The organism is Methylobacterium oryzae, assembly GCF_036441375.1.
Classification (GTDB): domain Bacteria; phylum Pseudomonadota; class Alphaproteobacteria; order Rhizobiales; family Beijerinckiaceae; genus Methylobacterium; species Methylobacterium oryzae_A.
Map to the genome: position 1 here is coordinate 540384 of NZ_MLCA01000010.1, position 13843 is coordinate 554226.

A 13843-nucleotide genomic window follows, 5' to 3' on the forward strand; every position below is an offset into this window, starting at 1 on the left:
CGCGATGCGCGGGATACGGTGGCGCGTTCCTGTGAATCAGCGACCGATGCCGAGCCCGCGCTGGGCGCCGGCCGGGCCGCGCGACTCGCAGGCCTCCAGCGCCGCGGCGAGGCGCGTCGCGCTGGTCGCGGAGCCTTGAGAGAGGTTGAGGACGGTGCCGAGGATGCCGGCGCTCACGAGCACGCCGAGGGCTGCCACACCGAGCAGCACGTAGGCGATCAGCCTGTTGCGGCGCAGATCGGCCGTGAGCGCCTGGATGAGATCCCGATTGTGTTCGGCGAGACTGTTCCGCGCCGCCACCAGCTCGTTGTACATGTTGGTGATGGCGTTGGTGGACATGTACACCAGCAGCAGGTGGACGACGAAGTCGTCGTCCGTCGTGGTGTTCAGGGCGGCCGCGATCCGCACGGCGAGCTGACGCTCCCAGGGCTGGAGATCGCGGCCGTGGACCGACCGGTAGAACCGCTCGAGATTGGTCACGGCCGGAGCGCATCCCGCCACGCCGTGTGGAAGTTGCGCCGCAGGCGGCGGCCCTCGACTCGCAGGCGCATCGGCGCGCTGCTCGCCAGGACCTGCCAGGTCATGTTCCGGACCCGCAGGGCCTCGATCAGCCGCTCGCCGATGCGCTCGATCTCGAGGACGCGAAAATTCGACTGCTTCCGCAGGGATCGCACGAGATCGGACGATTCGAGGTAGTCGAAGTTGGTGGCCTGGGCGGTGTTCTTCGCCAGGATCGCGCGATCGCACTCGATCAGCATCGGCCGAAGTTCTCTCAGAACCTCCAGGGCGGTGGGATCGACCGCGCCGGCCGCCACGACCACGGCGAGGCGGATATTCGCCTCGCGGCAGCTCTCCACGATGATCTCGGTGCAGCGGCGAGTCGTCTCGGTGTCGCCGGCCGGGAAATCGACCACGACGAAGCGCTCGGCCGCCTCGGTCACCCGCTCGATCAGGTCCTGGCACAGAGTCGGGTCGACGCGGCCCGTGCTGTCCTCGGCGCGCAGGCGCTGCCGGACGGCGGTGATGCCGGGACGGCGCGGGACGAAGTTGTCGCTGCCGGGGGTGGTCTCCTGCATGAGCGCCGTGTGGAAGTGCCGGTTGGCCGGGTCGGTGTCGATCGCCAGCACCGGACCGACCTCCGCGCAGAGATCGGCCACCTGGAGGGCGATGGTCGTCTTGCCGACACCCCCCTTGCCGCCGAGGCAGAGAACGAGAATCTTCGCGGCGGCGCCCAGCACGTCGCGCTGGATGTCCTGAAGCTCGTCCGGGCTGTACCAGGCCGGAACCTTGATCTGCGTCGTGTGGTCATGCGGTGTCTCCTTGCTGATGCCTGCAGGCCGGTGCCGCGCACGCGCGCGTCGTGCGGCACCGGCCTGCGGGATTTCGAGGGCTCACGGGGTCGGATCTGGACGCGCGATCCGTGAGGGCGGGACGCGCGACCCGACGGAGCGGTCGCGCTCAGGGCTCCCGGGCCTCCTCACGAGAGGGCCCCGCTCTTGCGCGGGCCGGCAGCAACGCGGCCGCCGTCGCGCGCTCGCCGATCCGCTGCCGCCAGCTTCGTACCCATGCGGCCGCCATCCGATCGGGGTCCGGACGGGGACGGCCGACGATGGGATCTCGCAATGACGTCCGTCGCCACGATCTGCACTCCGTTGCTGGATCTGCTTCGCCGGCGGTTTGGCCCAGAAGCTTTCCTCGCTGCGGCCGAGTGCCGATAAGATCTTGCGCGGCGCCAAGCCGGACGCAAGCCTCATTCGACTGGTTTAAGTCCCAATAATCTCTCTAGACCGAGATCATTAACAAACATATATTCCCAATTATACTTCACTTGTAAGGCAGTAACGGCGCACGAATGCGATATAATATGGATATAAACAATAATAACAGGCAATTCGGGCGATTCGGCCAGCTGAACATCTGACCCGCGCTCAGCGCCGTTGCCAGGCGGCTTGATCCGCCCGGCGGCCCGAGAGTCGCGGCGATTCGGATCCGGGGCGGCCCGCAGCCTTCCGCGCATAACGGCCGCGTGCGGGCCTCCGCGGGACGGTGCCGGAACCCGCAGACTTACCCTGGCACGCGGGGGTCGCCCGGCCGTGTCCGGCGGTTACCCGGACCTCACCGGGCCGCGGCGATGGGCGCGAACACGTCGATGAGGCCGTTCACCAGGATCTGCGTGCCGACGCACAGGAGCAGGAAGGCGAAGAGGCGGCCCATCACCCGGGCGCGGGCGGGGCCGATGAACGCCACCACCCGGTCGGCGGAGGCGTAGAGAACCGCGACCGTGGCGGCGACCACGAGGGCCGCCAGCGTGACGCCGACGTAGAAGCCGAATCGCTCCGCGTAGGCTTCCGGCCGGTTGGCCCCCAGGGTGATGGCGACAGCGATCGTCCCCGGACCCGTGGTGAACGGGAGCGTCAGGGGGAAAAAGGCGATGTCGGCGAGGGGGCCGGGCGCCGGATCGCCCGGCGGCTCCGCTGGGACCGCCCCGCGGGCCGCCGAGCCCGAGGCCTCGGCCTGCTTGCGCGCCTCGCGGGCCTCCGGCCGGTTCAGCTGGGTCCAGGCCGACGACATGACCACGAGGCCGCCGGCGATGCGCAGCGCGCCCAGGGTGACGCCGAAGAAGTTCAGGATCGGCGTGCCGGCCCAGAGGGCGCCGAGCATCACCAGGGCGGCGTAGACGCCGATCCGGCGCGACAGCAGCACGCGCTCGGCGTGGCTGAAGGCGCCCGCCACCTGCGCGAAGATGAAGGCGCCCCCGACCGGGTTCACGATCGAGAACAGGGCCGACAGGGCGAGCAGGAACTGCTGGGTCGTGAAATCGAGGCTCATCGGGGTCAGCCCGGGGAGGGGGCCGGCACCAGGACCCGGGCCGGCGCGAGGCGGCGGGCGCGCCGCACCTGCTGGACGGCCACCGGCCGGTAGAGCTGCTTCGTCGCGTGGACCACGTGCAGGCCCGCGAAGGGCAGGGACAGGCCGGTGCCGAGCCACTCCCAGGCGGGTCCGGTGCGCAGCATCAGGCGCGAGCGGGCCGGCGGCATGTACAGCGTCTCGGCCCAGCTCACCGGCGAGAACAGCGTGTCGCGCATGAGCCGCCCGAGCTGCGAGCGGCTGTAGGGCTGGCCGTGGCCGAACGGCGTCGCCTCGCGGCGCGCCCAGACGCCCCGGCGGTTCGGCACCACGAGGATCATGCGGCCGCCCGGCGTGAGCGTCCGCCAGACCTCCTGCAGCAGCTCCGTCGGGCTCTCCACCGATTCGAGGGCGTGGACCAGGATGACCCGGTCGATGGCGGCCTCCGGCAGCGGCATCATGGTGGGATCGGCGAGCGCCGCGCAGGAGCGCCCGGTGCCCGGCCAGTTCACCACGCCCTGCGTGGCCGGCATGAAGGCGAGGGTGCGCTCGGCGATGCAGTGGACCGGCCCGAGATACGGCGTCGCGTAGCCGATCCCGAGAACGCGCAGCCCCGAGACCGAGCCAAGGAAGTCGTGGAGCGCGCGGCCGACCACGCGGTGCGTCGTGCGGCCCAGAGGGCTGGCGTAGAAGGCCCGCAAGCCGTTGACGTCGAGACGCATGGGAGAACAGGAGATCGCGGACGGAACGGTCGACGTAACCAATGGTGAGCCGCGCGCCGCGCGGCAAGCGCCGGAGGAACCCGGCCGGGCCATCACCTGTTCACGGCAACAGATTTCGCGCCGCCTTGTGCCCGTCCGCGTTCCTGGGAGACCCCGTCCGATGGCCGCCGAGACCGAGATTCGCACCTTCCTCTGCCGCAGCGACAATATCGGCGTGCTGATCCGCGATCCGCAGACCGGCGCCTGCGCGGCGATCGACGTGCCGGAAGCCGGGCCGGTCCTCAGGGCCCTCGACGAGACGGGCTGGCGGCTCACCGACATCCTCGTGACGCACCGGCACGGCGACCACGTCGAGGGCATTCCGGAGGTGAAGCGGGCGACCGGCGCCCGGGTGGTCGCCCCCGCGAGGGCCGGCGACGCGGTCCCGCAGGTCGACGCGACGGTCCGGGAGGGCGACACGGTCGCGGTCGGCCGCCTCGAGGCGCAGGTCTGGGAGACGCCGGGCCACTGTGCCGACCACGTGACCTACTGGTTCGCGCAGGCCGGCCTCGTCTGCGCCGGCGACACCCTGTTCACCCTGGGCTGCGGGCGGGTGATGGAGAGCCCGCCCGAGACCCTCTACCGCTCGTTGCGGCGCTTCGACGACCTGCCGGACGCGACGCAGGTCTTCAGCGGGCACGACTACGTACTCTCCAACGCGCGTTTCGCCCTGGCGGCCGATCCGGACAATGCGGACCTGAAGGCCCGCTTGGCCGAGGCCGAGCGTGCCCAGGCGGAGGGCCGCTTCCTCGTCCCCTCGACCATGGCGGCGGAGCGCGCGACCAACCCGTTCTTGCGCAGCGGGCAGCCCGCCCTCGCGAAGTCCGTCAACCTACCGCCGGAAAGCGATCCCGAGTCGGTGTTCGTCGCCTTACGGGCGTGGAAGAACCGCTTCTGACGCAGGTGATAACGAGAAAAATTTGTTGCCTTCTCAAGCCAAACTGACACATAGGGGTGTTTAAGCGGTCATAATCCGCTCAGGTAACCGGGCTCCCGGGGGGAAGCCGTAACGTCAACGCGAAGCGCCGGGACGCTTCAGCCGGTATGATGGGGGTCCGTCTCGCCCTACCACCTGTCCACTTCCCGCCTTCCGCTTCCTTTTCTCAAGCCAGAGTCCGACGGGTCCAAGGAGGAGGCGCTCAGCGCCAAGGCCAAGATCTCCGTCGCCGACGCCGAATCCGGCGCACTCCGCGAGAACGGTGACGCGGCCAGTCCCGCGCGCCCGCGGGCCCCGGTCGCGGCAGACGTGCGGCTGCTCGGGATCGCCACCGAGCATCTCTCGCGGCTCGGGCCCAAGCGGGTGACCGTCGTGGCCGTCGCCGCCGAGGCCGGCATGACGCATGCCAACGTGTATCGCTACTTCCCGTCGAAGGACGCGCTCCTCGACGCGGTGGCGGGCCGCTGGTTGCGCGAGGTCGAAGCCCGGCTCGCCGGCATCGCCGACGCGCCCGATCCCGCCGACGATAAGATCGAGCGCCTCCTGACCGCCCTCGCGACGGTCCAGCGGGACGCCCTGTTCGACGAGCCGAACCTGTTCGCGGTCCATCTCGACGCCACCGTGTCGGCCCGGCCGATTGCCCGGCGGCATCGCGTTCGCCTGCGCAGCCTCGTCGAGCGCGTGGTCGAGGAAGGGATCACTTCCGGGATCTTCTCGGCCCGGGATCGGGAGCGGGCGATCGCCTACATCTTCGACGCGAGCTACCGCTTCACGCATCCCCTGGCGATCCAGCACGATGCCGAAGTGCCGCGCGACCTGATCGAGGCCCGCTTCGGGGCCGTCATCCACGCGATTCAGCGGGTTCTGCGCTCCGGCATCCTCTGAAGTCGGCCGCAGCAGCGCGACATCTTCCCAGGCCCGGACCCCGTGTCCGGGCCTTTTGCGTCCCCGGCCGGCACGATGTGGGAGGCGCGCCGCGAACCCGAAATGACAGCTTTTCGGATCTGTCATCGGACATTCGCGGGTTCGGCGGCGGCGCGTGCACTGCACCTAAAACCTTCGCGACGCAGGCGTTTCTCCGGCGACGTCCCGTGCCCCCCTGGCCACCCCACCCGGAAGAGGGGGGCCCTGCGGGCCGCGCGTCGGGTTGAAGCGGCGGTGCTTTTCGGCCACACAGCCGCGCAGATTTCCAGAGCGGCGAATCCGGCCTCGAACCCGCGTGGGCGAGGAGTCCCGGTCCCCGCGGAAGACCCTTGAAGTCGACACGCAGCGGAGACGAATCCGACATGGCTCGCAACAAGATCGCCCTCATCGGTGCAGGCCAGATCGGCGGCACCCTGGCACTTCTCGCGGGCCTCAAGGATCTCGGGGACGTGGTCCTGTTCGACATCGTCGACGGCGTGCCGCAGGGCAAGGCCCTCGACATCGCCGAGGCCGCCCCGGTCGAGGGCTTCGACGCGACCTACGCGGGCGCCAGCGACTACGCGGCGATCAAGGGTGCCGACGTGGTGATCGTCACCGCCGGCGTGCCGCGCAAGCCCGGCATGAGCCGCGACGACCTGATCGGCATCAACCTGAAGGTCATGCAGGCGGTGGGCGAGGGCATCAAGACCCACGCGCCGGACGCCTTCGTGATCTGCATCACCAACCCGCTCGACGCGATGGTCTGGGCGCTGCAGAAGTTCTCGGGGCTCCCCACCAACAAGATCGTCGGCATGGCCGGCGTGCTCGACTCGGCCCGCTTCCGCCACTTCCTCGCGGAGGAGTTCAAGGTCTCGGTGGAGGACGTCACGGCCTTCGTGCTCGGCGGCCACGGCGACGACATGGTCCCGCTGACCCGCTACTCCACGGTGGCCGGCGTGCCGCTGACCGACCTCGTCAAGCTCGGCTGGACCACCCAGGAGAAGCTCGACGCCATGGTCGATCGCACCCGCAAGGGCGGCGGCGAGATCGTCAACCTGCTCAAGACCGGCTCCGCCTTCTACGCCCCCGCCGCCTCCGCCATCGCCATGGCCGAGAGCTACCTGCGTGACAAGAAGCGGGTCCTGCCCTGCGCCGCCTACCTCGACGGCGAGTACGGCGTGAAGGGCATGTTCATCGGCGTGCCGATCGTGATCGGCGCGAACGGCGTCGAGCGCGTGCTCGAGGTGACCTTCGACGCAGCCGAGAAGGCCATGTTCGACAAGTCGGTCGCCTCGGTGACCGGCCTGATCGAGGCCTGCAAGGGCGTCGACAGCAACCTCGCCTGACCGGTAAGCGGAGACCGGGCAGCGCGTAGCGTTCGGAGATTCGAATCCCAATCGCTCGATTTCTCTACGCGCCGCCCGCTGCCACCTATTCGCTCCTCCCTACGAGGCTCCGATGAATATCCACGAATATCAGGCCAAGGCCGTGCTGAAGGAGTTCGGCCTGCCCGTCTCCCGCGGCGTGGCCATCTTCAATCCGTCGGAGGCTGAAGCCGCCGCCAAGGAGCTCGGCGGCCCCGTCTGGGTCGTCAAGAGCCAGATCCACGCGGGCGGCCGCGGCAAGGGCACCTTCAAGGGCGCGCCCGAGGGCGCCAAGGGCGGCGTGCGCGTCACCAAGTCGATCGACGAGGTGAAGCAGTATGCCGGCGAGATGCTCGGCGAGACGCTGGTGACGATCCAGACCGGCCCGGCCGGCAAGCAGGTCAACCGCCTATACATCGAGGAAGGCGCCCAGATCGCCGAGGAATTCTATCTCTCGATGCTGGTCGACCGCGCCACGGGCGGCGTCGCCTTCGTGGTCTCCACCGAGGGCGGCATGGACATCGAGGCGGTCGCCCACGACACGCCCGAGAAGATCCACACCATCGCGGTCGATCCGGCCACCGGCGTCATGCCCCATCACGGCCGCGCCGTCGCCAAGGCGCTGGGCCTCTCCGGTGCCCAGGCCAAGGAAGCGGCCGCGCTGACCGAGAAGCTCTACGCGGCCTTCGTGTCCAAGGACATGAGCCTCCTCGAGATCAACCCGCTGGTGCTCACCGCGGACGGGCACCTCAAGTGCCTCGACGCCAAGATGGCCTTCGATTCGAACGCCCTCTACCGGCACCCGGACATCGTCGCGCTCCGCGACGAGACCGAGGAGGACGCCAAGGAGATCGAGGCGTCGAAGTACGACCTCGCCTACATCGCGCTGGACGGCACGATCGGCTGCATGGTCAACGGCGCCGGCCTCGCCATGGCGACCCTTGATATCATCAAGCTCTACGGCGAGGAGCCGGCGAACTTCCTCGATGTCGGCGGCGGCGCCTCGGAGGAGAAGGTCACGGCGGCGTTCAAGATCATCACCGCCGACCCGAACGTGAAGGGCATCCTCGTCAACATCTTCGGCGGGATCATGAAGTGCGACGTGATCGCCAACGGCGTGATCGCGGCCGTGAAGGCGGTGGGCCTGCAGGTGCCGCTGGTGGTGCGCCTCGAGGGCACCAACGTCGAGCAGGGCAAGGCCATCATCCGCAACTCGGGCCTCAACGTGATCCCGGCGGACGACCTCGACGACGCCGCCCAGAAGATCGTCGCCGCCGTGAAGGGAGCCTGATCATGTCGGTGATGATCGACGCCAACACCAAGGTCATCTGCCAGGGCTTCACCGGCAAGAACGGGACCTTCCACTCCGAGCAGGCCATCGCCTACGGCACCAAGATGGTCGGCGGCACGAGCCCCGGTAAGGGCGGCTCCAGCCATCTCGGCCTGCCGGTCTTCGACACCGTCGCCGAGGCGCGCGAGGCCACGGGCGCCGAGGCCTCGGTGGTCTACGTGCCGCCGCCCGGCGCCGCCGACGCGATCTGTGAGGCGATCGCCGCCGAGGTGCCGCTGATCGTCTGCATCACGGAGGGCATCCCGGTGCTCGACATGGTGCGGGTGAAGCGGGCGCTGACGGGCTCGAAGTCGCGCCTCGTCGGGCCGAACTGCCCCGGCATCGTCACGGCCGGCGAATCGAAGATCGGCATCATGCCGGCCAACATCTTCCGGCCGGGCTCGGTCGGCATCGTGTCCCGCTCGGGCACGCTGACCTACGAGGCGGTGTTCCAGACCTCCAATGCCGGCCTCGGCCAGACGACGGCGGTGGGCATCGGCGGCGACCCGGTGAAGGGCACCGAGTTCATCGACGTGCTGGAGCTGTTCCTCGCCGACCCGAAGACCGAGTCGATCGTGATGATCGGCGAGATCGGCGGCTCGGCCGAGGAGGAGGCGGCCCAGTTCCTCAAGGACGAGGCCAAGCGCGGGCGCAAGAAGCCGATGGTCGGCTTCATCGCCGGTCGCACGGCGCCTCCCGGCCGCCGTATGGGCCATGCGGGCGCGATCATCTCGGGCGGCAAGGGCGGCGCCGAGGACAAGATCGCCGCCATGGAGGCCGCGGGCATCCGCGTGTCGCCGTCGCCGGCCCGGCTGGGCTCGACCCTGGTCGAGGTCCTGAAGGGCTGAAGCCCGCGCGCCAGCGTTGCGGCCATCGCAGGGCCGCAACGCCCATATCGGGCGTGACGATTGATGACGGCGGGGCGGTCACCCGCCCCGTTTCGGTTTGAGGGTGATCCGCCGCGCTGACGGAAAGCCCGGAGGGCAGGGCAGCCTGCCCGCGCGACAGGATGGACGCACCATGGCACGCCAGGACGTGAACGAAGCGCTCCTCGAAACCTCGTTCCTCTACGGCGCCAACGCCGCCTACATCGAGGAATTGCAGGCGGCCTACGCCCGCAATCCGTCCTCGGTGGATCCGGAGTGGCAGACCTTCTTCAAGGGGCTCGGCGAGGACGAGACCCTCGTCGAGAAGAACGCCGCCGGCGCCTCCTGGGAGCGGCCCAACTGGCCGGTGCCGCTCAACGGCGAGCTGGTCTCGGCCCTCGACGGCAACTGGGGCGCCCTGGAGAAGGCGGTCGGCGACCGGATCGTCGCCCGCGACGCCAAGGAGGCGAAGCCCGGCAAGCCGCAGGACAGCGTCACAGCCACCACCGGCGTCTCGGTGGAGCAGGCGACGAAGGATTCGGTGCGGGCGATCATGCTGATCCGCTCCTACCGCATGCGCGGTCACCTGCACGCCAAGCTCGACCCGCTGGGCCTCGCGCCCCGCGGCGACCACGAGGAGCTGCACCCGCAGCATTACGGCTTCACCGAGGAATCCGATTGGGACCGCCCGATCTTCCTCGACAACGTGCTGGGCCTCCAGTTCGGCACGATCCGCGAGATCGTCGACATCCTGGAGCGGACCTACTGCCAGACCCTCGGCGTCGAGTTCATGCACATCTCCGATCCCGCCGAGAAGGCGTGGATCCAGGAGCGCATCGAGGGCAAGGACAAGGAGATCTCCTTCACCCCCGAGGGCCGTCGCGCGATCCTCAACAAGCTGATCGAGGCCGAGGGCTTCGAGAAGTTCCTGGACCTCAAGTACACCGGCACCAAGCGCTTCGGCCTCGACGGCAGCGAGGCGATGATCCCGGCGCTGGAGCAGATCATCAAGCGCGGCGGCGCGCTCGGCGTGCGCGAGATCGTGCTCGGCATGGCCCATCGCGGCCGGCTCAACGTGCTCACCAACGTCATGGCCAAGCCCTTCCGGGCAGTGTTCCACGAGTTCAAGGGCGGCTCGGCCTCGCCGGCCGAGGTCGAGGGCTCGGGCGACGTGAAGTACCACCTGGGCGCGTCCTCGGACCGCGCCTTCGACGGCAACAACGTCCACCTGTCGCTCACCGCCAACCCGTCGCACCTGGAGATCGTCGACCCGGTGGTGCTCGGTAAGGTCCGCGCCAAGCAGGACCAGTGGGCCAAGCCCAACATCGAGCGCCGCACGGTGCTGCCGCTCCTGATCCACGGCGACGCCGCCTTCGCGGGCCAGGGCGTGGTGGCGGAGTGCTTCGGCCTGTCGGGCCTGAAGGGCCACCGCACCGGCGGCTCGGTGCATTTCATCATCAACAACCAGATCGGCTTCACCACCGATCCGCGCTTCTCGCGCTCGTCACCGTACCCGTCCGACGTCGCCAAGATGGTCGAGGCGCCGATCTTCCACTGCAACGGCGACGACCCCGAGGCCGTCACCTTCGCGGCGAAGGTCGCGGTCGAGTACCGGCAGAAGTTCGGCAAGCCGGTCGTGATCGACATGCTCTGCTACCGCCGCTTCGGCCACAACGAGGGCGACGAGCCGGCCTTCACCCAGCCGAAGATGTACCAGCGGATCCGCAAGCACCCGTCGGTGCTGGAGAATTACGGCCGCAAGCTCGTCGAGAACGGCTCCGTCACCCAGGAGGCCCTCGACGCCCGCAAGGCCGAGTTCCGCGGGATGCTCGACAGCGAGCTCGACGTCGCCAACAACTACAAGGCGAACAAGGCCGACTGGCTCGACGGCCGCTGGTCCGGCGTGAAGGCCGTGCACGAGGACGTGGACGATCCGCGCCGCGGCCGCACCGCCGTGCCGGCCGAGACCCTGCAGGAGATCGCCCGCAAGATCACCCAGGTGCCGCCGGGCTTCCACCTGCACCGCACGATCCAGCGCTTCATGGACAACCGCGCCAAGGCGGTGGAGACGGGCGCGGGCGTCGACTGGGCGACCGCCGAGGCCCTGGCCTTCGGGGCGACGCTCCTCGACGGCAACCGGGTCCGCCTCTCGGGCCAGGACGTCGAGCGCGGCACCTTCTCGCAGCGCCACGCGGTGGTGATCGATCAGGAGAACGAGCAGCGCTTCACGCCGCTCAACGCCATCCGCGAGGGGCAGGCCTCGATCGAGATCATCAACTCGATGCTCTCCGAGGAGGCGGTGCTCGGCTTCGAGTACGGCTACTCCCTGGCCGAGCCCAACGCCCTGGTCCTGTGGGAGGCCCAGTTCGGCGACTTCGCCAACGGCGCCCAGGTGGTGATCGACCAGTTCATCGCGTCCGGCGAGCGCAAGTGGCTGCGCATGTCCGGCCTCGTGCTGCTGCTGCCGCACGGCTACGAGGGGCAGGGGCCCGAGCACTCCTCCGCCCGCCTGGAGCGCTACCTCCAGGCCTGCGCCGAGGACAACATGCAGGTCGCCAACGTCACGACGCCGGCGAACTACTTCCACATCCTGCGCCGGCAGCTGAAGCGCGACTTCCGCAAGCCGCTGGTGCTGATGACGCCGAAGTCGCTGCTGCGCCACAAGCGGGCGGTCTCCAACCTCGACGCGCTGGCCGAGGGCTCGACCTTCCACCGCGTCCTGTGGGACGACGCCGAGGAGGAGGGCGCGCAGAACAAGCTGGTGCGCGACGACAAGATCCGCCGCGTCGTGCTCTGCTCGGGCAAGGTCTACTACGACCTGCTGGAGGAGCGGGAGAAGCGCGGCCTCAACGACATCTACCTGATGCGCGTCGAGCAGCTCTACCCGTTCCCCCTGAAGGCGCTGGCCAACGAGATGGCCCGCTTCCGCAACGCCGACGTGATCTGGTGCCAGGAGGAGCCCAAGAACATGGGCGCCTGGTCCTTCGTCGAGCCCTACCTCGAGTGGGTGCTCGGCCAGGCCGGCTCCGCGGTGAAGCGCGCCCGCTACGTCGGCCGTCCGGCCTCCGCCTCCACGGCGGTCGGTCAGATGTCGAAGCACCAGGCGCAGCTCCAGGCCTTCCTCAACGAGGCCCTGGCGGTCTGATCGTCCGGCCATGGCCTACTTCCTGCTCCGCCTGGAACCGCCCCGCCCGAGCTTCCCGTTCGACGCGACGGAGGCCGAGAAGGCGCTGTTCTCTGCGCATTCCGGCTACTGGATGGAGCAGGCGGAGGCGGGAGCCGCCATCGCGGTCGGGCCCGTCTTCGAGCCCGGCGGCACCTGGGGCCTCGCCTTGGTCGAGGCGGCCGACGCGGCACAGGCCGAGGCGCTCGGCGAAGCGGATCCCGTCCTGATGGCGCAGGCAGGCTTCCGGTACACCGTCTCGCCCGTTCCATCCCTGATCCTGCGGCGCTGACGTCGCGGCCCGACATCCAGAGGAGGCCCCCCGCGGGGCAGAAGAGCATGGCAACCGACATCCTCGTCCCGACCCTCGGCGAATCCGTGAGCGAGGCCACGATCGGCCGCTGGTTCAAGAAGCCCGGCGACGCGGTCGCGGCCGACGAGCCGATCGTCGAGCTCGAGACCGACAAGGTCACCCTGGAGGTGAACGCGCCGGCGGCCGGCGAGCTGGGCGAGATCTTGGTCAAGGACGGCGAGACCGTCGAGCCCGGCGCCCTGCTCGGCTCGATCGTCGAGGCCGGTGCCGGCGGCGGCACGGCGAAGAAGGCCGCCCCGAAGGAGGCCCCGAAGGAGGCCGCCGAGACCAAGGCCGAGAGCCGGAGCGAGGCCCCGAAGGCCGCCGCGCCCGCGAAGTCCGAGGCGCCGGCCCAGGAATCCTCAGCCGGCTACGGCAACCACGGCGATGCCGCCGCCCCCGCGGCCCAGCAGCGCCCCGCCGGCGACAACGGCCCGGCCGTGGCGAAGCTCGCCCGGGAGTCGGGCGTCGACCCGTCGTCGGTGAACGGCTCCGGAAAGGACGGCCGCGTCACCAAGGGCGACATGCTCGGCGCCATCGCCAAGGGCCCGGCCCCGGCCGCGCCCGCCAGGGAGGCCCGCCCGACCCTGCCGCGCGCCCCCTCGGCGCCGGACGACGCCGCGCGCGAGGAGCGCGTGCGCATGACGAAGCTGCGCCAGACCATCGCGCGCCGCCTCAAGGACGCGCAGGACACGGCGGCGATGCTGACGACGTTCAACGACGTCGACATGTCGGCCGTGATGGCGATGCGCAGCCAGTACAAGGACATCTTCGAGAAGAAGCACGGCACGAAGCTCGGCTTCATGGGCTTCTTCACCAAGGCGGTGATCGGCGCCCTCAAGGACGTGCCGGCGGTCAACGCCGAGATCGACGGCCAGGACCTCGTCTACAAGAACTACTACCACATCGGCATCGCGGTCGGCACCGATAAGGGCCTCGTCGTGCCGGTGGTGCGCGACGCCGACGACCTGTCGATCGCCGGGATCGAGAAGAAGATCGCCGGCTTCGGCAAGAAGGCCCGCGAGGGCAAGCTCTCCATCGAGGACATGCAGGGCGGGACCTTCACGATCACCAACGGCGGCATCTACGGCTCTCTGATGTCGACGCCGATCCTCAACGCGCCGCAATCGGGCATCCTCGGGATGCACCGCATCGAGGAGCGCCCGGTGGTCCGCGCCGGCAAGATCGAGGCGCGGCCGATGATGTACCTCGCCCTGTCGTACGATCATCGCATCGTCGACGGTAAGGAGGCCGTGACCTTCCTGGTGCGGGTCAAGGAGGCGCTGGAGGATCCGGCGCGCCTCGTGCTGGACCTCTGAG

Annotated in this window: 12 protein-coding genes; 8 read left to right on the top strand and 4 right to left on the bottom strand. The window is 69.5% G+C overall.

What is annotated here, in order from left to right; all coding sequences use genetic code 11:
* Positions 1 to 36: 36 nt before the first annotated feature.
* The 4 genes from MOTC310_RS20975 to MOTC310_RS20990 all read right to left on the bottom strand — a co-directional run bounded on the left by MOTC310_RS20975 (position 37) and on the right by MOTC310_RS20990 (position 3569).
* Positions 37 to 480 (bottom strand): hypothetical protein, encoded by a 444-nt coding sequence (locus MOTC310_RS20975; protein ID WP_331303163.1) that lies wholly within the window; start codon positions 478 to 480, stop codon positions 37 to 39.
* Positions 477 to 1238, bottom strand: a complete 762-nt coding sequence (locus MOTC310_RS20980) for a nucleotide-binding protein (protein ID WP_331303164.1) — start codon at positions 1236 to 1238, stop codon at positions 477 to 479. The genes MOTC310_RS20975 and MOTC310_RS20980 overlap by 4 nt, the downstream gene beginning before the upstream one ends.
* Positions 1239 to 2115: 877 nt before the next feature.
* Positions 2116 to 2829: a MarC family protein gene (locus tag MOTC310_RS20985; RefSeq protein WP_331303165.1), complete on the bottom strand. Its 714-nt coding sequence runs from the start codon at positions 2827 to 2829 to the stop codon at positions 2116 to 2118.
* 5 nt (positions 2830 to 2834) lie between these two features.
* Complete coding sequence (locus MOTC310_RS20990; RefSeq protein WP_331303166.1) at positions 2835 to 3569, bottom strand: class I SAM-dependent methyltransferase; 735 nt, start codon at positions 3567 to 3569, stop codon at positions 2835 to 2837.
* 160 nt (positions 3570 to 3729) lie between these two features.
* Here MOTC310_RS20990 and gloB point away from each other — a divergent pair, with 160 nt between their 5' ends.
* The 8 genes from gloB to odhB all read left to right on the top strand — a co-directional run bounded on the left by gloB (position 3730) and on the right by odhB (position 13842).
* Complete coding sequence (gloB, locus tag MOTC310_RS20995; protein WP_331303167.1) at positions 3730 to 4506, top strand: hydroxyacylglutathione hydrolase; 777 nt, start codon at positions 3730 to 3732, stop codon at positions 4504 to 4506.
* 348 nt (positions 4507 to 4854) lie between these two features.
* Positions 4855 to 5430 carry a TetR family transcriptional regulator gene (locus MOTC310_RS21000; protein WP_012317921.1) on the top strand — a complete coding sequence of 192 codons (576 nt, stop codon included), beginning with the start codon at positions 4855 to 4857 and terminating at the stop codon, positions 5428 to 5430.
* 401 nt (positions 5431 to 5831) lie between these two features.
* Positions 5832 to 6794 (top strand): malate dehydrogenase, encoded by a 963-nt coding sequence (gene mdh / locus MOTC310_RS21005; protein ID WP_331290984.1) that lies wholly within the window; start codon positions 5832 to 5834, stop codon positions 6792 to 6794.
* A 112-nt stretch (positions 6795 to 6906) separates the two neighbouring features.
* Positions 6907 to 8103 carry an ADP-forming succinate--CoA ligase subunit beta gene (gene sucC, locus MOTC310_RS21010; RefSeq protein ID WP_331303168.1) on the top strand — a complete coding sequence of 399 codons (1197 nt, stop codon included), beginning with the start codon at positions 6907 to 6909 and terminating at the stop codon, positions 8101 to 8103.
* Between the two features lie 2 nt (positions 8104 to 8105).
* The gene (sucD, locus tag MOTC310_RS21015) at positions 8106 to 8990 is read left to right on the top strand and encodes a succinate--CoA ligase subunit alpha (protein WP_012317924.1); all 885 of its coding nucleotides are present in this window, start codon (positions 8106 to 8108) and stop codon (positions 8988 to 8990) included.
* 172 nt (positions 8991 to 9162) lie between these two features.
* Positions 9163 to 12153 carry a 2-oxoglutarate dehydrogenase E1 component gene (locus tag MOTC310_RS21020; protein ID WP_331303169.1) on the top strand — a complete coding sequence of 997 codons (2991 nt, stop codon included), beginning with the start codon at positions 9163 to 9165 and terminating at the stop codon, positions 12151 to 12153.
* 10 nt (positions 12154 to 12163) lie between these two features.
* Positions 12164 to 12463 carry a YciI family protein gene (locus MOTC310_RS21025; protein WP_192708760.1) on the top strand — a complete coding sequence of 100 codons (300 nt, stop codon included), beginning with the start codon at positions 12164 to 12166 and terminating at the stop codon, positions 12461 to 12463.
* Between the two features lie 47 nt (positions 12464 to 12510).
* Positions 12511 to 13842, top strand: coding sequence for a 2-oxoglutarate dehydrogenase complex dihydrolipoyllysine-residue succinyltransferase (gene odhB / locus MOTC310_RS21030; RefSeq protein WP_331303170.1), 1332 nt, complete (start codon positions 12511 to 12513; stop codon positions 13840 to 13842).
* Position 13843 lies beyond the last annotated feature (1 nt).

Excerpts from the sequence above, each read along its gene's own strand:
- MOTC310_RS20985 (WP_331303165.1), bottom strand. The coding sequence starts at position 2,829 with ATGAGCCTCGATTTCACGACCCAGCAGTTCCTGCTCGCCCTGTCGGCC.
- MOTC310_RS20990 (WP_331303166.1), bottom strand. The coding sequence starts at position 3,569 with ATGCGTCTCGACGTCAACGGCTTGCGGGCCTTCTACGCCAGCCCTCTG.
- gloB (WP_331303167.1), top strand. The coding sequence starts at position 3,730 with ATGGCCGCCGAGACCGAGATTCGCACCTTCCTCTGCCGCAGCGACAAT.
- mdh (WP_331290984.1), top strand. The coding sequence starts at position 5,832 with ATGGCTCGCAACAAGATCGCCCTCATCGGTGCAGGCCAGATCGGCGGC.
- sucC (WP_331303168.1), top strand. The coding sequence starts at position 6,907 with ATGAATATCCACGAATATCAGGCCAAGGCCGTGCTGAAGGAGTTCGGC.
- sucD (WP_012317924.1), top strand. The coding sequence starts at position 8,106 with ATGTCGGTGATGATCGACGCCAACACCAAGGTCATCTGCCAGGGCTTC.
- MOTC310_RS21020 (WP_331303169.1), top strand. The coding sequence starts at position 9,163 with ATGGCACGCCAGGACGTGAACGAAGCGCTCCTCGAAACCTCGTTCCTC.
- MOTC310_RS21025 (WP_192708760.1), top strand. The coding sequence starts at position 12,164 with ATGGCCTACTTCCTGCTCCGCCTGGAACCGCCCCGCCCGAGCTTCCCG.
- odhB (WP_331303170.1), top strand. The coding sequence starts at position 12,511 with ATGGCAACCGACATCCTCGTCCCGACCCTCGGCGAATCCGTGAGCGAG.